Source organism: Microbacterium sp. K27, from assembly GCF_004794435.1.
Taxonomy (GTDB): Bacteria; Actinomycetota; Actinomycetes; order Actinomycetales; family Microbacteriaceae; genus Microbacterium; species Microbacterium maritypicum_A.
Window position 1 is genome coordinate 115231 of the sequence record NZ_SSDK01000040.1, and the last position, 23054, is coordinate 138284.

At 68.9% G+C, this 23054-nt stretch carries 27 protein-coding genes; 6 read left to right on the forward strand and 21 right to left on the reverse strand.

Features of this window, described 5'->3' with window-relative positions; genetic code table 11:
• The first annotated feature begins 125 nt into the window (after nt 1–125).
• Nucleotides 126–1130, forward strand: a complete 1005-nt coding sequence (locus DW307_RS10300; RefSeq protein ID WP_029259386.1) for a LacI family DNA-binding transcriptional regulator — start codon at nt 126–128, stop codon at nt 1128–1130.
• Nucleotides 1131–1151: 21 nt separating this feature from the next.
• Here the strand turns inward: DW307_RS10300 and DW307_RS10305 are convergent, their stop codons facing one another.
• The 9 genes from DW307_RS10305 to DW307_RS10345 all read right to left on the reverse strand — a co-directional run bounded on the left by DW307_RS10305 (nt 1152) and on the right by DW307_RS10345 (nt 5740).
• Complete coding sequence (locus tag DW307_RS10305; RefSeq protein ID WP_136024666.1) at nt 1152–1355, reverse strand: hypothetical protein; 204 nt, start codon at nt 1353–1355, stop codon at nt 1152–1154.
• A 13-nt stretch (nt 1356–1368) separates the two neighbouring features.
• Nucleotides 1369–1983 (reverse strand): hypothetical protein, encoded by a 615-nt coding sequence (locus DW307_RS10310; RefSeq protein ID WP_029259388.1) that lies wholly within the window; start codon nt 1981–1983, stop codon nt 1369–1371.
• On the reverse strand, nt 1980–2564 hold the full coding sequence (locus DW307_RS10315; RefSeq protein ID WP_136024667.1) for a DUF6286 domain-containing protein: 585 nt from the start codon (nt 2562–2564) through the stop codon (nt 1980–1982). Before DW307_RS10315 ends, DW307_RS10310 begins: the two co-directional genes overlap by 4 nt.
• The gene (locus DW307_RS10320) at nt 2561–2953 is read right to left on the reverse strand and encodes a hypothetical protein (RefSeq protein ID WP_021201633.1); all 393 of its coding nucleotides are present in this window, start codon (nt 2951–2953) and stop codon (nt 2561–2563) included. Before DW307_RS10320 ends, DW307_RS10315 begins: the two co-directional genes overlap by 4 nt.
• A complete protein-coding gene (locus tag DW307_RS10325; RefSeq protein ID WP_017829702.1) occupies nt 2953–3141 on the reverse strand; it encodes a DUF2273 domain-containing protein in 189 nt (62 codons plus the stop codon). The genes DW307_RS10320 and DW307_RS10325 overlap by 1 nt, the downstream gene beginning before the upstream one ends.
• Entirely contained in the window at nt 3138–3653 is a 516-nt protein-coding gene (locus DW307_RS10330) for an Asp23/Gls24 family envelope stress response protein (protein ID WP_029264815.1), read from the reverse strand. The genes DW307_RS10325 and DW307_RS10330 overlap by 4 nt, the downstream gene beginning before the upstream one ends.
• 152 nt (nt 3654–3805) lie before the next feature.
• The gene (locus DW307_RS10335) at nt 3806–4441 is read right to left on the reverse strand and encodes a DUF1684 domain-containing protein (RefSeq protein WP_029259390.1); all 636 of its coding nucleotides are present in this window, start codon (nt 4439–4441) and stop codon (nt 3806–3808) included.
• A gap of 9 nt (nt 4442–4450) precedes the next feature.
• Nucleotides 4451–5269, reverse strand: a complete 819-nt coding sequence (locus DW307_RS10340) for a sugar nucleotide-binding protein (RefSeq protein WP_136024668.1) — start codon at nt 5267–5269, stop codon at nt 4451–4453.
• 9 nt (nt 5270–5278) lie between these two features.
• The gene (locus DW307_RS10345) at nt 5279–5740 is read right to left on the reverse strand and encodes a MarR family winged helix-turn-helix transcriptional regulator (RefSeq protein ID WP_136024669.1); all 462 of its coding nucleotides are present in this window, start codon (nt 5738–5740) and stop codon (nt 5279–5281) included.
• 115 nt (nt 5741–5855) lie between these two features.
• On the opposite strand from DW307_RS10345, the gene DW307_RS10350 reads away from it, so the two are divergent.
• Complete coding sequence (locus DW307_RS10350; RefSeq protein WP_168441022.1) at nt 5856–7097, forward strand: MFS transporter; 1242 nt, start codon at nt 5856–5858, stop codon at nt 7095–7097.
• A 166-nt stretch (nt 7098–7263) separates the two neighbouring features.
• On the opposite strand, the gene DW307_RS10355 is transcribed toward DW307_RS10350, so the two are convergent.
• Nucleotides 7264–7914 (reverse strand): MIP/aquaporin family protein, encoded by a 651-nt coding sequence (locus DW307_RS10355; RefSeq protein WP_021201627.1) that lies wholly within the window; start codon nt 7912–7914, stop codon nt 7264–7266.
• Nucleotides 7915–8062: 148 nt separating this feature from the next.
• A complete protein-coding gene (locus tag DW307_RS10360; protein WP_136024670.1) occupies nt 8063–9676 on the reverse strand; it encodes an acyl-CoA dehydrogenase family protein in 1614 nt (537 codons plus the stop codon).
• Between the two features lie 101 nt (nt 9677–9777).
• Here DW307_RS10360 and DW307_RS10365 point away from each other — a divergent pair, with 101 nt between their 5' ends.
• Complete coding sequence (locus DW307_RS10365; protein ID WP_136024671.1) at nt 9778–11163, forward strand: APC family permease; 1386 nt, start codon at nt 9778–9780, stop codon at nt 11161–11163.
• Between the two features lie 229 nt (nt 11164–11392).
• Here the strand turns inward: DW307_RS10365 and corA are convergent, their stop codons facing one another.
• Complete coding sequence (gene corA / locus DW307_RS10375; protein WP_021201623.1) at nt 11393–12409, reverse strand: magnesium/cobalt transporter CorA; 1017 nt, start codon at nt 12407–12409, stop codon at nt 11393–11395.
• A gap of 36 nt (nt 12410–12445) precedes the next feature.
• A complete protein-coding gene (locus DW307_RS10380; RefSeq protein WP_136024672.1) occupies nt 12446–13738 on the reverse strand; it encodes a serine hydrolase domain-containing protein in 1293 nt (430 codons plus the stop codon).
• Nucleotides 13739–13834: 96 nt separating this feature from the next.
• Between DW307_RS10380 and DW307_RS10385 the strand changes: the two genes are divergently transcribed.
• Complete coding sequence (locus DW307_RS10385) at nt 13835–14149, forward strand: DUF2470 domain-containing protein (protein WP_029264823.1); 315 nt, start codon at nt 13835–13837, stop codon at nt 14147–14149.
• A gap of 46 nt (nt 14150–14195) precedes the next feature.
• Nucleotides 14196–14843, forward strand: coding sequence for a biliverdin-producing heme oxygenase (locus tag DW307_RS10390; RefSeq protein WP_021201620.1), 648 nt, complete (start codon nt 14196–14198; stop codon nt 14841–14843).
• Between the two features lie 51 nt (nt 14844–14894).
• Here DW307_RS10390 and DW307_RS10395 read toward each other — a convergent pair whose 3' ends face one another.
• A complete protein-coding gene (locus tag DW307_RS10395) occupies nt 14895–16289 on the reverse strand; it encodes an ATP-dependent DNA helicase (protein ID WP_029264824.1) in 1395 nt (464 codons plus the stop codon).
• 113 nt (nt 16290–16402) lie between these two features.
• On the opposite strand from DW307_RS10395, the gene DW307_RS10400 reads away from it, so the two are divergent.
• Nucleotides 16403–17473, forward strand: coding sequence for a hypothetical protein (locus tag DW307_RS10400; RefSeq protein ID WP_021201618.1), 1071 nt, complete (start codon nt 16403–16405; stop codon nt 17471–17473).
• Nucleotides 17474–17491: 18 nt separating this feature from the next.
• Here DW307_RS10400 and DW307_RS10405 read toward each other — a convergent pair whose 3' ends face one another.
• The 7 genes from DW307_RS10405 to DW307_RS10435 all read right to left on the reverse strand — a co-directional run bounded on the left by DW307_RS10405 (nt 17492) and on the right by DW307_RS10435 (nt 23054).
• Nucleotides 17492–19423, reverse strand: coding sequence for a cytochrome c oxidase assembly protein (locus tag DW307_RS10405; RefSeq protein WP_136024780.1), 1932 nt, complete (start codon nt 19421–19423; stop codon nt 17492–17494).
• 166 nt (nt 19424–19589) lie between these two features.
• Complete coding sequence (locus tag DW307_RS10410) at nt 19590–19877, reverse strand: HU family DNA-binding protein (protein WP_017203554.1); 288 nt, start codon at nt 19875–19877, stop codon at nt 19590–19592.
• Between the two features lie 390 nt (nt 19878–20267).
• Nucleotides 20268–21092 (reverse strand): endonuclease domain-containing protein, encoded by an 825-nt coding sequence (locus DW307_RS10415; protein ID WP_136024674.1) that lies wholly within the window; start codon nt 21090–21092, stop codon nt 20268–20270.
• A 318-nt stretch (nt 21093–21410) separates the two neighbouring features.
• On the reverse strand, nt 21411–21716 hold the full coding sequence (rpsN, locus tag DW307_RS10420) for a 30S ribosomal protein S14 (protein WP_017829734.1): 306 nt from the start codon (nt 21714–21716) through the stop codon (nt 21411–21413).
• 3 nt (nt 21717–21719) lie between these two features.
• Nucleotides 21720–21890, reverse strand: coding sequence for a 50S ribosomal protein L33 (gene rpmG / locus DW307_RS10425; protein WP_017203558.1), 171 nt, complete (start codon nt 21888–21890; stop codon nt 21720–21722).
• A complete protein-coding gene (gene rpmB / locus DW307_RS10430) occupies nt 21890–22126 on the reverse strand; it encodes a 50S ribosomal protein L28 (RefSeq protein ID WP_017203559.1) in 237 nt (78 codons plus the stop codon). Before rpmB ends, rpmG begins: the two co-directional genes overlap by 1 nt.
• A 139-nt stretch (nt 22127–22265) precedes the next feature.
• Nucleotides 22266–23054, reverse strand: coding sequence for a DNA-3-methyladenine glycosylase (locus tag DW307_RS10435; RefSeq protein WP_136024675.1), 789 nt, complete (start codon nt 23052–23054; stop codon nt 22266–22268).

Consider the following 23054-nt stretch of genomic DNA (forward strand, 5'->3'; position numbering starts at 1 on the left):
TGAATCGTTTTAAAGAGTGGAGCATCTGTAAATTACGACCCTGGGTGGGCTGCTGTCAAGTCACGGAATGAGCAGTGGTACGTTTCAGGGAGAGGTTTCGCGGATCCCGCGGAAAGGAATACGTCGTGGTCGTCAGTGTTCGAGATGTCGCTCTCGCCGCATCCGTGTCTGTCGGGACCGTCTCGAACGTCCTGAACCATCCGGACAAGGTCTCTCCCGCCACGGTGGAACGTGTCACGGCCGCCATCGAGAAGCTCGGGTTCGTGCGCAACGATGCGGCCCGGCAGCTCCGGGCCGGCCAGAGCCGCTCGATCGGCCTCGTGGTGCTCGATGTGCGCAACCCGTTCTTCACCGATATCGCCCGCGGCGCGGAGGAACGCGCCGCCGAGGCCCGGATGACGGTGACCCTCGGCAACAGCGACGAGAAGGTCGAACGCGAACGCGCCTACATCGACCTGTTCGAGGAGCAGCGCATCGCCGGGCTGCTCATCTCCCCTCTCGCCGACGACCTCCCGCGTCTCCGCCGTCTCCGCGACCGCGGGACGACCGTGGTGCTCGTCGACCGTGAGGTCGCCGATGAGAGCTTCTCCTCGGTCTCGGTCGACGACGTGGGCGGCGGCTACCTCGCCGTGCAGCACCTCGCTGCCCAGGGGCGGCGCCGCATCGCTTTCGTCGGCGGGCCGATGGGCATCCGTCAGGTGGTCGACCGTCTCGAGGGTGCCAGCAAGGCGGCGAACGAGGCGGAGGTCTCCCTCGAGGTCATCCTGACCGACTCGCTGAGCGTGCTCGCCGGCCGCGCCGCCGGAGAGACCCTCAGCGCGCGGGCCCCGGAGGACCGGCCCGACGCCATCTTCGCCGCGAACGACCTGCTCGCCATGGGGGTTCTGCAGGCGCTCATGATGCGGGGCAGCATCCGGGTGCCGGACGAGATCGCGCTCATCGGCTACGACGACATCGACTTCGCCGCCGCGGCCGTCGTCCCGCTCTCGTCGATCCGTCAGCCCGCGGAACTCATCGGATACACGGCCGTCGATCTGATGCTGCGAGAGGCCGGCGGGCGGTCCGAGCGCGAGCGGGTGGTGTTCCAGCCGGAGCTCGTCGTGCGGGATTCGACGGCCCGCCCGGTCTGAGCGACGCCGACCAGCCGCACGTCAGCGGCGGAGGGCCTTGCGTACCTTCCTCGACGCCTTCTCGGCGGCCTTCTTGCGCCGCTTCCGCGCCCGGGGGTCGTTCCACAACCGCACCAGCTGGTGCCGGACCGACTCGCCCTTGTCGATCTGCACCGTCGCCGCACGACTGCCGAAGATGTAGGCGACGAAGGCGACGCCGACGATGAGGAGGATCTTGTTGCGCATGATGCCTGCTTTCTCAGGAGAGACGGCGCTGGTCGTGCGCGAGCCGGGCCCGGAGGCTCGTGTGGATCGAGACGAACGTCGCGGTGTCGCGTCCGGTGAGGACAGCGAGGTTGGCGAGCAGACGGTCGACATGGTCGACGAGCTCCCGCGGGTCGGTGTTCTGACGCGGCGTCACGGAGACGTGCAGCACCGGGCTGCGACGCACATCGTTGGCCGTCACCTGCGCCGAGAGGACCTCGTCGCGCGTCGTGAGGGAGTTCTTCACCGCGTCCGAGACGAACGACTCGTTGACCGTCACACGCCCCAGCGGGTTCTGCGCTCCCGTCGAGCGGAGCACGGTCTTCGAACGCCGTCCGGCGATGCTCGTGAGCGCGAGGATCAGCAGCACGATCACGACCACGATCGCGACGACCGCGCCGATGCCGATCCACGACAGTGCTCCTCCCGCGATGGCGGTCGCGGCGATCGCCTGGTCCAGCCAGGACCGCGCATCCCTGCCGCCTGCTGTCCAGATGTCGGACAGCGTCGGCCAGCTCATGATGGCGATGCCGAGGGCGCCGAGCGCGAGGAACAGCAGCCCGATGATCAGGAGCAGGGTGCGATTCAGCGCACGGTTGGTGTTGTTCACAGCTCGTCTTCCTTCTCGGTGGGGCGCTCGATGCGCACCCGCGTGCGAACCCTGTCGGTCAGCCGATACGACTGCAGCTCCGCCTCGGCGGCTGCCCGCACGTCGGATGCGTCGAGAGGCACGCCGATTCCCGGGCGCACGGTCACGTCGACGGTGCGGTGTCCGACACCGACGGTGATGCTGTCGCGGGTGAGACCCGTCTCCTCCGCGACATGCTGAGCCAACGCACTGGCGATCACGCCGTTGTCGACGACCACCGCGCGTCCGCCGGCATCCAGCACGTGCTTGGACAGTCGCCCCGGCGTGATGGCCAGCACCACGAAGGTCAGCCCGATGAGGGCGAGCACCACACTGCCGGCGATCACGAGCCCGGCGGGCTGTGCGGTGGGCAACCCGATGAGCCAGCCTCCCGCCGCGGCGGGACCGACCAGGAGTGCGGGCTGCGCGGCGAGGCTCAGCACGATCTCGAGCCCGATGTACGCGAGGGCGAGGATGAGCAGGATGACCGCGACGAACATCGCGACGGTGCGCGGCGAGTGCGTCTCGCGTCGGATGACACGGCGCAGAACCGGGGTGCTCATTGCACTCGTCTCCTTTCCGGGATGGTGGCACCGGTGACGGTGAGATTGATGCGGATGACGTTGCGTCCGAGGATCGTGCTCAGGCTCTGCTGCAGCTGCTCCTGCAGATCCCGCGCACGTTCGAGGACGGGCACGGTCTGCGCGATCGCGGCCGTGTCGTCCAGGCGGGGAACGGGAAGAGGCGTGGCGATCCGCACGCTGATCCCCCGCGGGTGCTCGGCGACATCGACCTTCACGTCGCTGCGAGGCACCCCGATCAACGTCGCAGACGCCTTCTCGGTGACGGTGCGGTAGACGCGATCCTTCACCTCGACGCGTCCGCGGACGGCGGCCCCGCCGGCGGCGGCTCCCGAGGGAGCGCCGCCGGCGATGTGCTGGTCGGCGCGCATCAGGAGGTGCGCCGCCCGGTGAAGACGTCCGCGAGACCGCGGACGTCGAGCTTGCCGGACGCGATCCGACCCACGAGCGCGCCGATGCCCGCGAAGACGGCCATGAGGAGGAATCCCCAGAAGCCGAACAGCAGAGCCGCGAGAGCGAGGAGAGCGCCGATCAGGGCGCCGACCGTTGTGGCACTCATGAGACTCGCGACTCTTCGCTCTCGTCGCTGTCGTCGCCGGGCACGTGCACGTCGTTGACCTCGACGTTGACCTCGACGACCTCGAGGCCGACCAGGCGGCTGATCGCGCCCGCGACAGCGGCACGGACGTTGTTCGCGACGTCCTGGATCGGCGCCGGGTACTCGACCACGATGGTCAGGTCGGCGGCGGCCTGCGTGTCGCCCACCTCGACCTTGACGCCCTGGGCGAGGTCGGTGGCGTTGATCACGTCGCGGATCGCACCGAAGGCACGTGCGCCGCCGCCGCCGAGCGCGTAGACGCCGGCGACCTCACGTGCGGCGATGCCGGCGACCTTGGCGACCACGCCGTCGGCGATGGTGGTCTTGCCCGCGGCATTGGCGTCCGTGGGGACGCGCGATGCGGAGAATCCGCTCGACCGGTCGACGCGCGATGCGCCGGTGGCGGCCTTCGGTGCGGCCTGGGCGAGCTCCTTCTCTGCCGGAGCGGGGGTGGTCTGGTCCTGGTTTGCCATGAGGTGTCCCATCTCGATCTGAAGACCGGTCGCGGGTCCCGTATGAGACTCCCGCCGGGAGCGAAACGCTCGCTCGGAGATAGGACGTGCGGAAGGGCCGAAACGTCACAAAGAAGTGCGGATCCCGCGCAGCGGCCCGCGGAACGGGACGTTCAGGAGGACGGAGTTCCGTACATCTCGCCCACCGGGACCGGCACCGGGAGCACGTTGCCCGGCTGCGCGAGCGGGCAGGCCCACGCCGGGTCGTACGCGCACGAAGGGTTGTAGGCGAAGTTGAAGTCGAGCACGATCGTGCCGCCGTCCGCATCCGACCCCAGGTCGGCACCCTTGATCGTGTCGATCAGGTAGCGCCCGCCGCCGTAGGTTCCGCCGGGACGACCGGCGAGCGCGTCGCGCAGCGGGATGAAGAGACCGCCGCCGTAGGACTTCAGCCGCCAGACGTCGAGCGACCCGGCGTCGGGGATCTCGACCCGACCGACGCGCTCGAACGGAACGATGCCGTCGGTGCCGGTCGCGAACTCGAAGCCTCCCTCATCGGCGGCGAGGACAGGCAGTTCGAATCGCCACTGCGGATCGTACGAGGCGATCGGGAGTCCTTCGAAGAGCGCCCGATCCTCCGACAGCAGCGGGGTGGCGGGATGGCGGAGCATCAGTTCGTCCCGTTCGATCCGCCAGAGCTCGTGCGCCTCCTCCGGGGAGTCGGCGATCCGAACGGCGTCGTACAGGGCGAAGACCCGACGCCGCCAGTCGACGACGTCGATGGCGGTGCGTGCGGCTGTGTTCGTCATGGCCCCAGGCTACGCGGCCGAGCCGGCGATCATCGCGACGTAACCCTCTCGATAGGTGGGGTAGTCGAGGCGGCCGAGCATGGACCGCAGGAGGGTGCCGTCATAGACGAACCCGCCCGGTTCCGCCGAGGCGATATCCGGCGGCACCTCGACCCCCAGCTCGCGTGCGATGAACGTGACGACGTCGCCGAGCGGAGCAGGGCTCTCGTCCACGGCGTGCAGGAGTCGTGGCGGCTCCGGCATCCGCAGCAGCATCTCGAGCGTGCGGACGAGGTCGGTCTCGTGGATGCGGTTGGTACGTCGCGCATGTTCCACCGCCACCCCCGCGCGCACCGTGCGCAGAAGGTACTCGCGTCCGGGTCCGTAGATTCCCGCCGGCCGCACGATCGTCGCGTCGAAGATCTCGACCGCTGCCCGCTCCCCGTCGAGAAGCCCTCGCGAGCGCATGCTCGTGGGCCCGGGCTGATCCCGCTCGGTGATCGGCCGCGCCGACCCCGAACCGTCGAAGACCCCGGTCGACGACACGAACACCGTGCGCGCGGGGATCGCCGGCAGGGCGGCGGCGAGATGCGTCAGCGCGGTGCGATAGGCGGCGGGGGTGTCACCGGGTGGGAGCGTGACGAGCATGCGGTCGACCGTGGGAAGCCGCGCGGCGAGCGGCGCCGCCAGGTCGGCGCGGATCCCGATCGCACCCGCAGGAGGAGGACTGTCGCTTCGACGCAGCGCGTACACCTCGCCGTTTTCGAGGAACTGTGGCGCCAGGCGCGCGGCGATCTTGCCGGAGCCGACGAGGAGGGTGCGGGAGGAGGGCGCAGCGGAGCCGTGCATGCGTCTCGATCAGCCCGCGGCGAGCGCCGGCAGCGCGACGCCGTGCAGCGCGTCGACGACGGGGGCGAGTTCCGGCTGCGCCGCGGCATCTTCGAGCACCTGCGCGAGGGCGGCGTCGTGGATGGGTCGAGCCCGCTCGTAGAGCTCACGCCCTGCGGGGGTGAGCTCGGTGTAGATGCCCCGACGATCGTCGGCGCAGAGGATCCGGGTGAGGAGTCCGCGGTCTTCCAGACGGTTGACCAGGCGTGTCGTGGCGCTGGGACTCAGGGCCGCGGCTCGGGCGAGCTGCTGCATGCGCATATGCCATCCGTCTTGACGGTCGAGCGCATCCAGCACCGTGTACTCGACCACCGAGAGCGAGGCGGCGTCGGCCAGGCTGCGCTCCAGGGCCGTCTCGATCAGGCCGTGCAGGGCGGCGAGCGTCCGCCACCCCTGCGCGCGCACCTCCACCGCGTCGTCACCGATACCCATGGCCATCCTCCGAGATAGTTGCTTGCGCCGGATACTTGCGTGTGCAATCATTGTCCTTCGATGCGCAATATGCCGCGTCTGCAAGTATCCCCACCAATGTACCAGGAGAATCGTCATGCCTCTAGGACTGATCGCCCTCGCCATCGGGGCGTTCGGCATCGGACTCACCGAGTTCGTCATCATGGGCCTGCTGCCCGAGGTCGCGCACGACTTCGGCGTCACCGAGTCCGCCGCCGGCTGGCTCATCTCCGGCTACGCGCTGGCCGTCGTGGTCGGTGCCCTCGTGCTCACCGCCGCGGCGACCCGACTGCCCAAGAAGCCCGTGCTGCTCGGCCTCATCGTGCTGTTCATCATCGGGAACGTTCTCACCGCACTCGCCGACGACTACGGCATCGCCATGCTCGGCCGCATCATCGCCGCCCTCTGCCACGGCGCGTTCTTCGGCATCGGCTCCGTCGTCGCGGCCGGCCTCGTCGCCCCCGAGAAGAAGGCGGGCGCCATCGCCATCATGTTCACCGGCCTCACCGCCGCGAACGTCTTCGGCGTGCCGTTCGGCACCTTCCTCGGCCAGGAGCTGGGCTGGCGCTCGACGTTCTGGGCGATCTCCGGCATCGGCGTGCTGGCCTTCGTCGGCATCGCGCTGCTGGTCCCCCGTCTCCCGCGGCCGACCGCACACGTCAGCCTGCGCAGCGAACTGTCCGCCTTCCGCTCCGGTCAGGTGTGGTTCTCGCTCGTCGTCACGATCCTCGCGTTCGGCGGGATGTTCGGAGCCTTCACCTACATCGCCTACACGCTCACCGAGGTGAGCGGCTTCGCGACCTCGACCGTGCCGTGGCTGCTCGTGCTCTTCGGCGCCGGCCTCGTGCTCGGCAACTGGCTGGGCGGACGACTCGCCGACCGTGCGATCGACCGCACCCTGGTCATCTTCATCGCCGCCCTCGTGATGGTGCTCGCCCTGTTCTCGGTCGCCGCGCAGTCGGGCATCGCCACGATCATCGCCCTGTTCCTGATGGGCGGGTTCGGGTTCGGCACGGTCCCCGGGCTGCAGAGCCGCGTCATGCAGTACGCCGGCGGAGCGCCCACCCTCGCCTCCGGCGCCAACATCGGCGCCTTCAACATCGGCAACGCGCTCGGTGCGTGGGCGGGCGGAATGGGCATCTCGGCAGGGCTCGGCTACACCTCGCCGATCTGGATGGGAGCGATCCTCACCGGCATCGCGCTCGTCGTGATGGTCGTGGCGGCGGCCCGTGCCCGCAGCGCTCTGTCTCGTGATGCACTGTCTCGCGATGCACTATCGCGCGATGCGGTGTCGTCGGGCACGGGTCCGACCGCCGTCGCCTCGGTCCCGGCCGGCTGACCCGACACTCGGTCACCCGTCGGACGGATTCACGGATGCAGGACGATTCGACACTCTTCTTGTCGACCTCCGTGCGTTCTCCCGACATGTGCACCCGGCGACGATCGCCGCACGCAGAAGCGCCGCACCCTCCGACGAGGATGCGGCGCTTCGTTCCCGCTGCGGGTTACTCCGCGGCGGCGATCTTCTTGGCGTCGTCCGTGTTGAGCACGCGGAACAGGATCGCGGCGATCACGGCGCCGACGACAGGGGCGACGATGTACAGCCACAGCGAGCTCCACGCGAAGTGACCGCTGACCGAGAGGCCGAGCGCGACGGCCGGGTTGAAGCCGCCGCCCGAGATCGATCCGACCGTGGCCGCACCGACGAAGACGGTCGCACCGATCGCGAGACCGTAGAAGGAGTTGCCCGCGGTGTCCTTCGAGGTGGCGGTGTTGAGCACGACCCACACCAGGATCAGCGTGAAGAGGGCCTCGACGAGGAACGCCGGCCCGACCTCGATGACCATGGCCTTGTCCCCGGCGGGCCACACGGCGAGCGCGACGAGCGCTGCCACGGCACCACCGACGAACTGGGCGATGAGGTAGGCGATGAAGTCGACGACGCTGAGGCCGCCGCGCAGGAACACACCGACCGAGACGGCCGGGTTCAGGTGTGCACCCGAGATGTGACCCGTCGAGTACACGAGCACCATCAGGGTGAAGCCGATCGCGAGCGGGGTCAGCGGGCTGCCGCTGTTGACCGCCGCGATGATCGCGAGGACGAAGAGGAAGGTGGCGATCGCTTCTGCGAGCGCCTTGCGTGCCGTACCAGTCATGAGAGAGCCCTTTGTCTTGGGGATTCGTGGGAGAGGAGGCTCGTTTGGCCGCTCACTCCGGTCGACGCCCCCCTCTTGCGGCACTGACGCTATCGCTGCGCCGACCGGAATATCGGGAGCCGCGCGGGCTTTCTGTGAATTCGCTGAACTACGCGCGAGCGGCGATCGCGGCGCTGTCCACGCCTCGGGGCAGCGCACCGAACAGGCCGGAACCGCCGTCGATGCGGGTGGCGATGAACCCGTCGGCGACCACGGCGGGCGCCGCGCGCAGCAGCTGTGCCGCCGACAGGGTCAGCGCGAGGGCCTCGACGAGCCTGCGCGCCGAGGCGTCCGGCATCGGATCCGCCGCCGCCTCTGCCACCAGACGCCTCGTGCGGTCCAGATGGGCGTCGAACCGGGAGTCCACACCCCGCACCGCCGACACCTCGGCGTCGAAGGCCTCGAGCGATTCGGGTTCTCGGGCGAGCGCCCGCAGCACGTCGAGCGCGATCACGTTGCCCGAGCCCTCCCAGATCGCCATCACCGGCTGCTCGCGGTACCGCATCTCGAGGGGCCAGTCCGTCGTGATGCCGTTGCCCCCGAGGCACTCCAGCGCCTCGGCGGCGTGGCCGGGCGCGCGCTTGCACACCCAGTACTTCATGACCGCCGTCGCCAGCCGGCGGAACGCCCGATCCTGTGCCGAGGCGTCATCGTCGTACGCACGGGCGAGCCGCATCGCGACCGCCGTCCCCGCCTCGACCTCGAGCTGCAGGTCGGCGATCACGGCCGTCATCGCGGGCTGATCGATGAGGGTGCGCCCGAACGCCGATCGATGCCGCACATGCCAGGCGGCCTCGGCGACCCCCTGGCGCATGCCGGCCAGCGAGCCGAGCATCGAGTCGAGCCGTGTGCGGGTGACCATGTCGATGATGGTGCGCACGCCGCGCCCCTCCTCCCCCACGAGGGTCGCCTCGGCCTGCTCGTACTCCACCTCGCTCGAGGCGTTCGACCGGTTGCCCAGCTTGTCCTTGAGTCTCTGGAAACGCAGCCGATTGCGCGTGCCGTCGTCGAGCAGCCGCGGCAGCAGGAAGCACGACAGCCCACCCGGCGCCTGCGCGAGCACCAGGAAGGCGTCCGACATCGGTGCGGAGCAGAACCACTTGTGGCCGGTCAGCGCATAGCGCCCGTCGCCCTGCGGCACGGCGGACGTGGTGTTCGCCCGCACATCGGACCCGCCCTGCTTCTCGGTCATGGCCATGCCGAACAGGGCGCCGGGCTTTCCGAGGCGCAGTCCGGGCTCGTACGAACGCGACAGCAGCCGGGGCATCCACTCCTCCGCGAGGCGCGGATGCGAGGCGATCACGGGAACGGCCGAATGCGTCATCGACACCGGACACGCATGACCGGGCTCGACCTGCGCGTAGAGCATGAACGTGGCGGCGCGAGCGGCGCCGGCCCCCGGACGGGGATCGGCGAATGCGGCGGTGTGCGCCCCGTCGGCGACGGCTGCGCCGATGACCCGGTGATAGGCGGGGTCGTACTCGACCTCGTCGATGCGCTCGCCCCAGCGGTCGTGCGTGCGCAGCACGGGCTCGTTCCGGTTCGCCCGCCGGGCGTCGTCCTGGAAGCCCGCCGACCCGACGCGACGACCGATGCCCCGCAACGCCTCGTCCGCCCACTCCGCGCCGTGCAGCCGCACCGCCTCGGTCAGCGCGATGTTCGCCGCGTACTCGTCGACATCGACGCGCGGCGGGGCCTGATTGAAGACGCTGTGTGTGCTCACGATGCCCCGATGGAATCACGGATACCGATCTCGGGGCAATGGCGGGGGCGAGCGATGTCAACCCCATGGCCGCTCTTCGCCCTTCCCCGTACCGTTCGAGGATGACCACGGAGACCGCGCCCGCCGCCGAGACCTCGACCCGGCTGCGGAGGGCGATCACCGGCCCCCTCCTGTTCGCGTTCATCCTCGGGGACGTGCTGGGCGCAGGCATCTACGCCCTGATGGGGGTGCTCTCCGAGAAGGTGGGCGGGATGCTGTGGGCGCCCCTGCTCCTGTCACTGCTGCTCGCCATGCTCACCGCGGGTTCCTATGCGGAACTCGTCACGAAGTATCCGCGCGCCGGAGGAGCCGCCGTCTTCGCGGAGCGGGCATTCCACAGTCCGCTGGTGTCGTTCCTGGTGGGATTCAGCATGCTCGCCGCAGGAGTCACGAGTGCGGCCGGCCTCGCCATCGCGTTCGCGGGCGACTACCTGGGCACGTTCCTCGATCTGCCGACGATCCCGGTCGCGATCGCCTTCCTCGCCCTGGTCGGCCTCCTGAACGCCCGCGGCATCCGCGAGTCCATGGGCGCGAACCTCGTGATGACCGCGATCGAGCTGAGCGGCCTGGTCATCGTGATCGCCGTGGTCGCGGTCTTCGTGGGCGGCGGAGGCGGCGACGTCTCCCGTGTCGCGGAGGCGCCGGAAGGGACGAGCGTCGCCGTCGCAGTGCTGTCCGGTGCCGTCATCGCCTACTACTCGTTCGTCGGGTTCGAGACGTCCGCGAACATGATCGAAGAGGTGAAGGATCCGCGCCGGACGTACCCTCGTGCCCTCTTCGGCGCCCTGTTCACGGCCGGAGCGGTCTACGTGCTCGTCGGTCTGGCGAGCTCGATCGCCCTCCCACCTGCCGAACTGCAGGATTCGAGCGGTCCCCTGCTCGCCGTGGTCGAGGCCACCGGCGTCAGCATCCCCTCCTGGCTGTTCAGCCTCATCGCGCTCGTCGCGGTCGCCAACGGCGCACTGCTGACGATGATCATGGTCAGCCGTCTCACCTACGGCATGGCCGAGCAGGGCCTGCTGCCCGCCGCCCTCGGCCGCGTGCTCCCGAAGCGGAAGACCCCCTGGGTCGCGATCCTCACCACCACCCTCGTGGCGATGGGGCTGACGCTCGTCGGCGATCTGGCGACGCTCGCCGAGACGGTGGTCCTGCTCCTCCTCGTCGTCTTCCTCAGCGTCAACGTGTCCGTGCTGGTGCTGCGCCGAGACCGCGTCGACAACGATCACTTCCGCGTGTGGACCTTCGTCCCCGTGCTCGGCGTCGGCTCCTGCATCCTGCTCCTCACCCAGCAGCGACCGGCCGTCTGGCTGTTCGGCGCGATACTGCTCGCCGTCGGAGGCGTGCTGTACGCGCTGGCGCGCTGGGGCAGGAAGCACTCCGAGAAGAAGAACGCCCGCCCCGACGGCGAGCCCGTCCACGACCAGAAGGAGAACCATGAGCACGCCTGAGCACACGTCCGCCGACGAGATGACGAGCGCGGAGAAGCGGCACGATCAGCTGACGTCCGCACCGGACGCCACCGAGGCCGACGCCGCCCCCCCGCGTCGAGGTCAGCGAGCACGAAGGCAACACCCGCATCGACATCGCCCCGGGGGCACCGGTGCGTCCGGGGCCCGGTCCCGGAATGCCCGAGGCCGATTCCGAGGCCGATTCCGAGGACTGACGCGCGGCCCGGCTCTAGAGCCAGCCCTTGCGCTTGAAGGCCGCGTAGAGCCCGAAGCCCAGCGCGATCATCATCCCGACCGCCATCGGGTAACCGAGGAGCCAGTGCAGCTCGGGCATGTGATCGAAGTTCATGCCGTAGATCGTGCCGACGAGCGTCGGGGCGAACAGGATCGCCGCCCATCCCGAGATCTTCTTGACCTCGTCGTTCTGACGGATGCTGAGCTCCGTCATCCGCCGCATCTCCTCGTTCTGGCGACGCGCGACGATCGTCGACTCGACGGTGAGCGCGTTGTCGAGGACGGTGCGGAACGTCGTGGCGCGGTCACTGACGCGCAGGGTGTGATCCAGCACGTCGCGGAGATACCGCTGCAGCTCTTCGGTCACCTGGTACTTGTCCGACCCGCGCAGCAGGGCCTCCAGCATGCCCGACAGCGGCTGCGTGGCCCGCTGGAAGTCGATGACCTCCCGCCCCAGGTCGTAGATGCGCTGGGTGGCGTCGGTGTTCTCCTCGAACAGCTGGCTCTCGATCTCGTCGATGTCGTTCTCGAGCCCGGCGAGGACGGGCGTGTACTCGTCGACGACCTCATCGAGGATCGCGTACATCACGGCCTCGGGACCACGGGCGAGGAGGGCGGGGTCGGCCTCCAGCCGTCGGCGGACGCGCGCGAGGTCCGGTGACTCCGCATGCCTGATCGTCACGACGAAGTCGGGGCCGACGAGCACGTGCACCTCGCCGAACTCGACCTCCTCGACGTCGTCGAGATAACGCGCCGGCCTCAGCACCATGAACAGCACCTCGCCGTAGCGTTCGAGCTTGGCGCGCTGGTGACCGGAGAGGGCGTCCTCCACGACGAGCGCATGGATGCCGAACTCGTCCGCGACCGCGCGGATCTCCTCCTCGCTCGGCCGATAGAGGCCGATCCACCCCATGCCGCCACGCTCCCGCATGCGCTCGAAGGTCTCGCTGAGGGTCACCGGATTCTCGGTGCGGACGCCATCCACGTAGATCGCATTGTCGATGATCGCCATCGTCGCCCCTTCGCGTTCCTGTCGGTCAGAGCGGGATCACTCCGCAGCGGGCGGGGCCACGCAGGGGATCGCGGTATCGGCGATCGCCTGGTGGTACTGCTCGGCCGTGAACGGAAGGCCGAACTCGGGCGCGGTCTGCCCCGCAGCGGCCGGGGCTTTGGAGGCGATGGCGGCGAGTTCCCACGAGAGCTGCTGGGCGAACTGCGCCCCGGCCGTCGAGTCGTTGAGCACGACGGCCACGGTGAACCCGGTGGCAGGGTCGGAGTACGCCGCCGTGGCGTATCCGGGCGTCCAGCCGTGCTGACCGATCATCGATCCCACGAGGTAGGCACCACCCGTGGCCTGGAACCAGGAGTCGGCTCCGTCGGCAGCCGGGAGCGGCTCACCGAAGCGGTCCGGCTTCTCCTTGGTGCGCAGCGCCTGCTGCGCCTCCGCCTGTGCGTAGCGACCCAGGTCGGTGATGGTCGACACGACACCGGAGTCGGTGAAGCCCGAGCTGGAAGACAGCTTCGTGATGTCGACGGGGGCGGCGCAGTCGAACCCGCCTTCGACGGCGTTGAGGAAATGACCGTTCAGTACCGCTCCGGTTCCCGGCGGCGCAGGGGTCGGGCTCGGCAGCGAAGTGTCCGGGAGCCCGAGGGGCTCGGTGACGTATTCGGCGATCAGCTCGGAGGCGGTCATCCCCGAGGCGCGTTCGAGGGCTAGCCCCAGCAGGAGGTAGCCGGCATCCGAGTCGCGGAAGGTGGTGTGCGGGGCGACGCGCTCACGCGCCAGGCCGAAACCGGCCAGCTCCAGAGGAGACCAGACCCGGTCGGGGGTGTTCAGCCACGCCGACTTGACGGTTCCCTCGGAGGATCCCGCCCCACTGGTGCCGTTGCAGAGGTCGAGGAGGGTGATGCCCTCGTCTCGCATGTCGGCGACACCCGAGACGTAGTCCGCGACGTTCGCATCGAGTTCGACCACATCGCGGTCGGCGAGGGCATAGAGCACGTCGCAGGTCATCAGACGGGTCACGTCGGCGATGCGGAAAGACATGTCGGTCGACACCTCGGCTCCGCCCTCGCGGTCCTGCGTGCCGATGCCGGCCACCCAGCTCCCGCTCCACGGCGCCCAGACACCGACGATCGCGCCCGTCGCACCGGACGCGACGAGGGCGTTGTCGACGGCGGCCTGCATCGCGGCGACCGTGTCATCGGGGAGCGCCCCGTCGACCTGAGCGGGGGGCGTGTACGAGAAGGACTCCTCGGAAGAGCATCCGGTGAGAGCGAGAGCGAGCACAGCCGCCGTGGCCGTTGCGGCGCGCCACCGGCGCGACGAGAGAAGCTGCATGGAAAGAACCCCCGAAGACGTGTCTCCCGAGTCTAGAGCGCCGATGCTGAAAGTCGGCCCCGGAGCAGACGTCGAGCCCCGCATAAGGTTGTCGTCATGCCCCACACCTTCGATGCCGACGTGATCACCGCCGTCCTCCGCCACATGAACGGCGACCACACCGATGACAACATCCTCATCGCCCGGGCGTTCGCGGAGCCGTCGGATGCGGAGATCACCGCATCGATCATGACCGGCTTCGACGGGGACGGCGGGCTGTGGGAGATCACACACGACGGCGCCGTCACCGAGTTGCGCGTGCCGTGGCCCGGCGGCCCGATCGACGACCGCCCCTCGGTGCGCCGTGAGGTCGTGGCGCTGTACGACGCCGCCTGCGCCCGGCTCGGCGTCGAACCTCGCCCGCACGCCTGACGGATCCGGCTTCCCTCCGGGGTTAGGTAACCCTTACACTGGCCTCATGCCCGAGATCCTCTCCTTCTCCGCCGCCCTGCGCGAGCGTTCGTCCGGATCGCACTCCCGCAGCGAAACCGCCGGCTTCATGTCCGACCTCCTGAAGGGCGAGGGATCGCGCGAGGACTACATCTCCCTCGTCGCACAGCACTACTTCATCTACGAGGCCCTCGAGGGCGCCGGCGAGCGCATGCGCCAGGATCCGGTCGCCTCGGTCTTCATCACCGACAAACTCACGCGTCTACCCGCGCTCGAAGCCGACCTCGAGTTCCTGCTCGGTGCCGACTGGCGTGAGCGGATCGTCGCGCTGCCCACCACGCAGCGTTACGTCGACCGCATCCGTCAGGTGGGCGCCACGTGGGCCGGCGGTTTCGTCGCCCACCACTACACCCGCTACCTCGGCGACCTCTCCGGAGGCATCTTCATCGGACGCGTGATGGCACGCCGCTTCGGCTTCGAGACCAACGGCATCGGCTTCTACCTGTTCGACGACATCGCGGATCCGGCCGCCTTCAAGGACGTGTACCGCGAGCAGCTCGACGCCGCTCCCTGGGACGATGCCGAGCGCGAGCGCGTGATCGACGAGGTGCTCCTCGCCTACCGTTTCAACACCGAGCTGTTCGAAGACCTCGACCGCGCGCGCGCCGCTGCCTGAACCGCTGCGAGAGCCGGAGCCGCTGCCGGAGCCTGAGCCAGGGTCGGGCCTTCAGCTCTTCGGCAGCTCCGGGGTCGATGCCGCGAGCCAGGCGTCGCGCATGAACCGGCGCACGTCTTCGTCGACCCGGATGTCACGGGGTCGCAGCGCACGCGACAGGTAGAGCCCGTCGAGCGAGGTCAGCCGGCTGAGCGCGACGTAGGTCTGCCCCGGTGCGAACGCCCCGGAGCCGAGGTCGATGATCGCCCGCTCGTAGGTCTTGCCCTGCGACTTGTGGATCGTGACCGCCCACGCCAAGCGCAACGGGAACTGGGTGAACTCCGCGACCACGTCACGGGAGAGCTTCTTGGTGTTCTGGTCGTACGCGTAGCGGAACCGTTCCCACACGGCCGGTTCGACGTCGACCTCCTCGCCGTCGATGTCGACACGCACAGCGCTGCCGAGGATGCGTACGACCGTGCCGATGGTGCCGTTGACCCACCGCGGCGGCTCCCCCGACATCGCGGTGTCGTTGCGCAGGAACATGACCTGCGCTCCGACCTTCAGCTTCAGCTCCGACTCGGCGGGGAGCGCGGCCTCGCCCCGCCCGAAGTCTCCGCTCACCTCGGCACGTGCGGTCTGCTCCTTGCCCGGCAATGCGGCCAGGTGACGACTGTTGATGCTGTTCACGATGTCGTTGCGGGTCGCGAGCGTGATCATCGGCACCTCCCCCGGCTCCGGGTCCGGTGGGGTCCGCGCTCCCTGGGCGTTCAGCACCCCGGCGATCTCGGCGGTGACCCGTCCGTAGCGCACGGCGTTCAGCATGGCCTTGAACCCGTCGTCGGACTGGCGGTGGATCTGCACGAGTTCGCGTACGTGCAGTTCGGCCCGCGAGTCGACCGCGAAGAGTCCGTCCTGATCGGACTCGCCGGTACCGCCGCCGGTCCCTGCCCACACCTTCGCATCGAAGAACCAGAACGAGCGGTAGTGGTCCTGCACGTAGCGGGCCTCATCACCGCGGGGCGGCACGGGCGCCAGCTGGTACGGGTCTCCGAACATGACGACCTGCACGCCGCCGAACGGCTCGCCCCTGCGCCCCCGCGCCTGGCGCAGGGAGCGGTCGATCGCATCCATAAGATCCGCGTTGACCATCGAGATCTCATCGATCACGAGCGTCTCGATGGCGTTCAGGATGCGACGGGTCGCGTCGTTCTGATCGATGTCGGCGTCCCCGATCAGACCGATCGGCAGGCGGAACAGCGAGTGGATCGTCTGCCCCTCGACGTTGAGCGCCGCCACGCCCGTGGGCGCGCAGATGGCGATCTGCTTCTTCGTGTTCCACGCGAAATGCTGCAGGAGGGTCGACTTGCCGGTCCCGGCTCGACCGGTGATGAAGACGTGCTCGCCGGTGTCCTCGATGAGGCGGAACAGCTCTTGCTGCTCCTCGGACAGGGCGGGAAGGGACACGGTTCTCACAGGGGCAGCGGGCGGACAGGGCGCTCGTCCATGCTACGGCCCGGCATCCGCGCACGCCCGCCGACGCTCGGCGTCCCCCCAGGACACCCTCCTAGACTGACGCCATGGACCGGGCACGTGCGAGCGCGCCCCGGCGCGCGCGCCTGGGGGTCGACCTGGCGATGCTCGCTGTCGTCGGCATGATGCTCGTCGCCGCACTCGGAGCCGGCGGCGTCACGCTGTATCAGCAGTTCTACGGACCGTCGGCGTTCGTGGTCCGCTACCTCGACCTGCTCTCCTCCGGTCGCGCCGCTGACGCGCTGCGTGTTCCCGGGGTCGCGATCGACCGCGAGACACTCGATGCCGCGGGCATCGACCCCGCGGCATCCGAGGCGATGCTCCGCCGCGCCGCGCTCGCGCCTCTGACCGACGTGACGGTGACGTCGGAGAAACCCGCAGACGGCGGCACCGCCGTCACCGTCAGCTACCAGGCGAGCGGCCACCCCGGGACCAGTACGTTCCTGATCGAACAGGACGGATGGGCGGGAGTCACCCCCCATTGGCGTTTCACGACGAGCCCCCTGGCCGTCGTGGATCTCACGGTTCGCGGTGCGGACAAGTTCGCCGTGAACGGGTTCGAGGTCGATCGGCGTCAGGTGTCGATCGACGGCGCCGATGCCGTCCCCCTCGACCCGCTGCCGCTGCTGGTGTTCACCCCCGGACTGTATGCGATCACGGTGGACACCCCCATATCGACGGCCTCCGGCCACGGAGTGCTCGCCGACACCCCCCTCGCCGTCACGCCGCTCGATGTGCAGACCGAGCCGACCGACGAGTTCATCGACGTGGTGCAGGAGCGCGTCGAGGCTTTCCTCACCGAGTGCACGACGCAGGAGGTGCTGCAGCCGACGGCCTGCCCGTTCGGCCTGCGGGTCACGAACCGCCTCGCCTCGGCCCCGAAGTGGTCGATCGCGACCCAGCCACGGGTCACGGTCACCCCCGACGGCGGGCAGTGGCAGATCCCGACGACGGATGCGGTCGCTCACGTCGACGTCGACATCAAGTCGCTGTTCGACGGCAAGACCCAGCCGCTGTCGGAAGACGTCCCCTTCCAGCTCACGGGAACGATCGCGATCCTTCCCGACGGCACCGCGTCGATCAGGATCGGCTCCCCCGGAGAGCAGCCCGTCGGCTGACGCCCGAGCGAGCCGGCCTCAGCGGCCTGCGCGCTGCTCCCGCTCGTCGCGCTCGGCGAGGGCAGCCAGCTTGGCGTTGTACTCCTCGAGCTCGGCGTCTCCCGTGCGATCGGCGTGCCGGTCCGCGCGGCGCTGCAGCTTGGTGTCGCTGCGACTCCACTGGATCGCGACCGTGATCGCGAGGATGAGCGTGGGGATCTCGCCGATCGACCAGGCGATGCCGCCACCCACGTACTGATCCTGCAGCGGGTCCACGCCCCAGTCACGGCCCATCGACCCGAACCAGTCGGCCACCATGAGGCCCTCCTGCATCATGATCGCGATGCCGAAGAAGGCGTGCATCGCCATCACCGCGATCAGGGTGATCAGACGACCGGGGTAGGGCAGACGGTAGGGCACCGGGTCGGCGCCGATCAGGCTCATCACGAAGAGGTAGCCCGAGATCAGGAAGTGGATGACCATCCACTCATGGCCGAGGTGCTCGTACATCGACCAGCGCACGAGGTCGGTGAAGTAGAACGCCCAGAGCGACAGGATGAAGATCGCCGCCGCCACGAACGGGTGCGTCACGACGCGGGCGAAGGGCGAGTGCACGGCCCACATGATCCACTCGCGACCGCCTCGGGTGCCGTCGTCGCGTTTGTGGATCGCACGCAGAGCGAGGGTGATGGGGGCACCGGACACCATCAGCAGCGGGATCGCCATCGACAGCATCATGTGGCCCATCATGTGGATGCTGAAGAGGTATTCCTGGTAGGCGTTGAGCGGTCCGCTGGTCACCCAGACGAGCATCAGCATGCCGAGCACCCAGAACACGGTGCGATGGATCGGCCAGCGGTCGCCGCGCAGTCGCAGCCGCCGCACTCCTGCCAGGTAGAGGAACAGTCCGAAGCCGGCGGCGACGAGCCAGAGCACGTCGAAGTCCCAGGCGGTGAACCAGCGCTCGATCGTCAGTTCCGGCGGCAGCGTCGAGCCGGTGAGGATCTGCGCGGGGGTCTGGGCGAACGCGGCGACCTCCCCGGTGGGGGGAGGTGTGCGTGCGAGTGCGGCGGCAGCACCCGAGGCGAGACCCATCAGCGCGACCTCGCACAGCACGAGGAGCCAGAACCAGCCGGCCGCGCGCTGACCGGAGAGCTTGGGGATCAGGCGGGCGCGGTACCAGGCCCCCAGCAGCCCCATTCCTCCCAGAAGTGCGACCTTGGCCAGCACGATCCAGCCGTAGGGCGTCGCCCACAGCGCATCCCAGCTGCCGACGGCGACGATGGACCGGGTGACGCCCGACACGGCGACCACGGCGAAAGCGGCGATCGCGAGCGACGAGTAGCGCCCGACGAGTTGCGCGGTGTCGACATCGGCTCGTCCGCGCAGCAGGACCAGGAGCAGGAGACCGCCGAGCCAGACGGCGGCGCCGATCGTGTGCAACAGGATCGAGTTGACGGCCATGTTGTGCCCGGCGAGGTCGCCGGCATGGCCCTGAGTCGCGAGCGGGAGGAAGGATGCGGCGGCGAGGAGGGCCGTGATCAGTGTGGGTGTCCACGAACGCCACGCGAACGCCAGCACCGTGATGATCGCACCGAAGATGGTGGTGATGAGCCAGGACTGCCCCAGCGGCAGCTCCAGCAGGAATCGACCGAGCTGCGTGCCGAACTCGCGCTCGATGCTGAGCTTCGGGTTGAAGGCGGCCATGAAGGCGAGGAAGCCGGCGAGACCCGCGGAGACCGTGAACACGGCCGCTCCCACCGAGGCGATGTTCAGGGCGGCATCGAATGATCGGTCCCCCGCGCGCAGTCCGAACAGCGCGAGCACGAGCGAGCCGAGCATGACCGCGCCCGAGATGTTCATGACGAGCTTGGCGATCGGCGTGCCCCAGAGCACGAACGGCCCCGGATCCTGCAGGAGCGGCGGCTTGGCGCCTCCGCCGACGAGCAGCGCCAGCACGAGGGCTGCCATCGCGGCGAGCAGGAGGATGACGATTCCCGCGATTCGATACGCCGAAATCCGACTCGTCGACTCGCTGCGGGAACTCACCCCTCCAGCCTAGGCGCGACCGGCGGTGAGAAAGCACGAAGGCCGCTCCCGTCGGAACGGGAGCGGCCTTCGAAGAGGTGCGGTCGAATTACTTGACGGCAGCCTTGAGCTTGGAACCAGCGGTCACCTTGACGCGCTTGCCGGCCGGGATCTTGATCTCGGCGCCGGTCTGCGGGTTGCGGCCCGTGCGAGCAGCGGTGTCGACCTGCTCGAAGGAGATCCAGCCCGGGATGGAGACCTTGCTGCCCTTGGCAACAGCGTCGGAGACCGTGGCGAACAGCGAGTCGAGGACACCGGAGACGGTGGCCTGGCTCTGGCCCGTGGCGCTTGCGATGCTCGCGACGAGCTCGGTCTTGGTGATGGACTTGTCAGCCATGTCATCCTCCAGCGACGAGATCCCGTCGCATCGTTGTGGGTATCGGAGCGGGTGCTCCTGGTCTAGCGACCGCCTCGAATGTACCAACCACCACCCTCATTTCCGCGTCATTTCGCGGGTTTTGGGCAATTACTGGGCGTGTCGCGTCACTTTTGTCACTCCAGTCACAGAAACCAAGGCCCTCAACGGGGCCAGTGCGCCTTGATCACGGCGCTGGACGTGCGCGCGAAAGCCGGCGCGACGCGGTCCTCCCCGTCCCCCACACCCCCACCCCCCACACCTCCACACCCCGTGTGGGGAGGAGTTCTCGCCGATGGGCGGAGGATGTTCCCGAGAGGCTCCGCCCGACGGGGAGTTCTCCGCCCGTCGCGGAGTGCAGAGGTGCGGGGATCAGCGCGCAAGATGGAGGCGCTGAGCGATCGCAGCCAGGATCAGGCTCTGCACGTCCGCCCAGTGGTTCATGAGCTGGTCGTAGCCGATGCGGATCACGTGATAGCCGCGGAGCATCAGCTCGGCGTCGTGCGCGATATCGCTCGTGCGTTGGGTTCCGACATGATGCCCACCGTCGATCTGCACGACGAGTCGTTCGCCGATCAAGAAGTCCACTCGGTGCCCGATGATCCAGACCTGCGGCGTGATCGGCAGGTCCAGCCATGCCATCCGCGTGCGGAAGATGGTCTCCGTCCCCGCGTCGGCGAAGGGACGGGCGTCGCCCAGGAGCCGTCTCGCCGCCGGCGGCGGGGGTGCCCGTTCGAGCACGTCGGGGTCCACGGCCCCTGCCCGCATCGCGGACTCCCAGGTCGCGAGCGCATCTTCATATGGCTGACAGCGCGCCACGAGCACGAGCGCGTTCTCGATCGAGTCCTCGAGCAGATCCGGATCTCGAGGGAAGATCGGCCGGCTCCAGTGCACGACCCCACGAGCATCCTTCGCGTGACCGGACTTCGGGGGTGCCGCCAGGTGCGGTCGCGATACGGCCGTCACCCACAGATCCTTCCGCGCGGCAACGGTGACGCAACTGAGCACGACTCCTCGCTTCGCCGCCGCGACGAGCATCGGGTCCGCACCGGGGAGCCCCACCCACCCCCGGCACACCGAGACCACCGCCCCTGCGCGCACCGCTTGGCGCAGCGCGTGCTCGGTGACCCCCGCTCGGCGCATGGTGACGACCCGCGCGATCCCGTTCCTGGCTGTGAGGGCGCGCACGACATCCATGCCTCGAGCCTGCCGCGCCTCGACGGCCCCGCAGCGCCACAGATCCGCCCTCTGTTCACTCCTTAGCAGTGGCTACTCGCTGTGCAGGGGCAGTCTTCGGGCGGACTTCCTCGTGATGGGCGGCGAACCCCATCACCGAAGTCCGCCTATCAGCGAGAAGTCCGCCCTTCGCGTGGCGCTTCAGGAGACAGAGACAGGAGACAGGAGACAGGAGACAGGAGACAGAGGAGACAGAGGCGCGGAGCGAACGTGAGGGTGGGGACGCGAAAAGGGGCGAGGATCCGAAGATCCTCGCCCCATTCGACTGTCTGCTGAGACTTACCAGCTCGACTTGGTCACGCCGGGCAGCTCGCCACGGTGTGCCATGTCACGGAAGCGGACACGCGAGATGCCGAACTTCGTGAGGACACCGCGGGGGCGGCCGTCGATGACGTCGCGCGAACGCACGCGAGCCGGCGACGCGTTGCGCGGCAGCTTCTGCAGGCCGACGCGAGCGGCCTCGCGGGCCTCGTCGGTGGCGTTCGGGTCGACCAGGGTCTTCTTCAGCTCGGCGCGACGCTCGGCGTAACGCTCGACGATGACCTTGCGCTGCTCGTTGCGAGCGATCTTGCTCTTCTTAGCCATTGATCAACGCTCCTCTCGGAATTCGACGTGCTGACGGATGACCGGGTCGTACTTCTTGAGCACGAGGCGGTCGGGGGTGTTGCGGCGGTTCTTCTTGGTCACGTACGTGTATCCCGTACCTGCCGTCGAACGCAGCTTGATGATCGGACGTACGTCCTGAGCCTTCTTGGCCATTAGAGCTTCACACCCTTCGCCTGGAGGTCCTTGACCACGTTCTCGATGCCACGGACGTCGATCACCTTGATGCCCTTGGCGGACACGTTGAGCGTGATCTTACGACCGAGCGAGGGAACGAAATACGTCTTCTTCTGCACGTTCGGGTCGAAGCGGCGCTTCGTCCGGCGGTGCGAGTGCGAGACATTGTGTCCGAAGCCGGGAACAGCTCCGGTCACCTGGCACACTGCTGCCATGATGTGACTCCTTCTATACCGTGAGGCCGGACGGCCCCACCCAAGATCCCTTGTCTGCACGCAACCACGACCCGCCGATCTCTCGGCCGCAGAAGGGGAAGCACGCGAACTGCGCACAGGAGTGTGCGCAGACAAAGAGTCAGTTTAGCACGGGTGCCGACGCGGTCGATCCCGGCTCCCCCGAAGCGAGTTCGGCAGCAGCCTCGGCCGCGCCCCTGCCCCATCGGAACGGCGACACCGTCGGGTCCGCGTCGATCCAGAAGCGCCACGGGAAAGCCGCGGTCCCGGCGACGCCGGCGACACCGACGCGCGGACCGCTGGCCACGTCGTCCCGCTGCGGACCCAGCCACAGCTCGGCTCGTGCTCCGCGACGCTCCCCACCCGTGATCGCGTCGATCCCGTCGTGCACGGGATGCCGCAATCCCACCGCCTGTCCGAGACGACCCGGCCCGCGGGCGAGGTCCCGCAGCGTCGTGCGCCGAAGGGGAAGCGCGACGCCACGTCGGAGGGCCGCCGCCTCCGTGCCGCTCACGATCTCGCCCGCCCGGAGCAGCACGCCGTCGCCCTGCCCTTCAGGGCCGCACACGACGTTCACGCACGAGTGGATGCCGTGGCTCAGGTACACGTACAGGTGGCCCGGCTCGCCCCACATCGTGGAGTTGCGGGCCGTGCGCCCCATGCGCGCATGAGAACCCGGATCGGGGATCTCGCCCGTGCCCTGCCCGTGGTATGCCTCGACCTCCGTGATGCGCAACCGCACCTCGACGGGAACGGAGTCGTTCCCGATCGTGACGACCGTGCGCAGCTCGCCTCCGAGCAGGCGCGGTGCGACGTCGACCGCAGAGGCGCTCAGGTCTGCACGGACGGCACGGCGCAGGCTTTCGTGCGGCAGGTCGACGCCGCGGAGGAGGTCGGGACCGTCCGTCAT

Excerpts from the sequence above, each read along its gene's own strand:
- DW307_RS10345 (WP_136024669.1), bottom strand. The coding sequence starts at position 5,740 with ATGGGTATCGGTGACGACGCGGTGGAGGTGCGCGCGCAGGGGTGGCGG.
- DW307_RS10335 (WP_029259390.1), bottom strand. The coding sequence starts at position 4,441 with ATGACGAACACAGCCGCACGCACCGCCATCGACGTCGTCGACTGGCGG.
- DW307_RS10380 (WP_136024672.1), bottom strand. The coding sequence starts at position 13,738 with ATGCAGCTTCTCTCGTCGCGCCGGTGGCGCGCCGCAACGGCCACGGCG.
- DW307_RS10325 (WP_017829702.1), bottom strand. The coding sequence starts at position 3,141 with ATGAGTGCCACAACGGTCGGCGCCCTGATCGGCGCTCTCCTCGCTCTC.
- DW307_RS10385 (WP_029264823.1), top strand. The coding sequence starts at position 13,835 with ATGCCCCACACCTTCGATGCCGACGTGATCACCGCCGTCCTCCGCCAC.
- DW307_RS10405 (WP_136024780.1), bottom strand. The coding sequence starts at position 19,423 with ATGGCAGCCCTCGTGCTGGCGCTGCTCGTCGGCGGAGGCGCCAAGCCG.
- DW307_RS10315 (WP_136024667.1), bottom strand. The coding sequence starts at position 2,564 with ATGAGCACCCCGGTTCTGCGCCGTGTCATCCGACGCGAGACGCACTCG.
- DW307_RS10415 (WP_136024674.1), bottom strand. The coding sequence starts at position 21,092 with ATGGATGTCGTGCGCGCCCTCACAGCCAGGAACGGGATCGCGCGGGTC.
- DW307_RS10330 (WP_029264815.1), bottom strand. The coding sequence starts at position 3,653 with ATGGCAAACCAGGACCAGACCACCCCCGCTCCGGCAGAGAAGGAGCTC.
- DW307_RS10400 (WP_021201618.1), top strand. The coding sequence starts at position 16,403 with ATGGACCGGGCACGTGCGAGCGCGCCCCGGCGCGCGCGCCTGGGGGTC.
- DW307_RS10355 (WP_021201627.1), bottom strand. The coding sequence starts at position 7,914 with ATGACTGGTACGGCACGCAAGGCGCTCGCAGAAGCGATCGCCACCTTC.
- DW307_RS10365 (WP_136024671.1), top strand. The coding sequence starts at position 9,778 with ATGACCACGGAGACCGCGCCCGCCGCCGAGACCTCGACCCGGCTGCGG.
- DW307_RS10410 (WP_017203554.1), bottom strand. The coding sequence starts at position 19,877 with ATGGCTGACAAGTCCATCACCAAGACCGAGCTCGTCGCGAGCATCGCA.
- DW307_RS10390 (WP_021201620.1), top strand. The coding sequence starts at position 14,196 with ATGCCCGAGATCCTCTCCTTCTCCGCCGCCCTGCGCGAGCGTTCGTCC.
- DW307_RS10435 (WP_136024675.1), bottom strand. The coding sequence starts at position 23,054 with ATGACGGACGGTCCCGACCTCCTCCGCGGCGTCGACCTGCCGCACGAA.
- rpmB (WP_017203559.1), bottom strand. The coding sequence starts at position 22,126 with ATGGCAGCAGTGTGCCAGGTGACCGGAGCTGTTCCCGGCTTCGGACAC.
- DW307_RS10340 (WP_136024668.1), bottom strand. The coding sequence starts at position 5,269 with ATGCACGGCTCCGCTGCGCCCTCCTCCCGCACCCTCCTCGTCGGCTCC.
- DW307_RS10320 (WP_021201633.1), bottom strand. The coding sequence starts at position 2,953 with ATGCGCGCCGACCAGCACATCGCCGGCGGCGCTCCCTCGGGAGCCGCC.
- DW307_RS10350 (WP_168441022.1), top strand. The coding sequence starts at position 5,856 with ATGCCTCTAGGACTGATCGCCCTCGCCATCGGGGCGTTCGGCATCGGA.
- rpsN (WP_017829734.1), bottom strand. The coding sequence starts at position 21,716 with ATGGCTAAGAAGAGCAAGATCGCTCGCAACGAGCAGCGCAAGGTCATC.
- DW307_RS10305 (WP_136024666.1), bottom strand. The coding sequence starts at position 1,355 with ATGCGCAACAAGATCCTCCTCATCGTCGGCGTCGCCTTCGTCGCCTAC.
- rpmG (WP_017203558.1), bottom strand. The coding sequence starts at position 21,890 with ATGGCCAAGAAGGCTCAGGACGTACGTCCGATCATCAAGCTGCGTTCG.
- corA (WP_021201623.1), bottom strand. The coding sequence starts at position 12,409 with ATGGCGATCATCGACAATGCGATCTACGTGGATGGCGTCCGCACCGAG.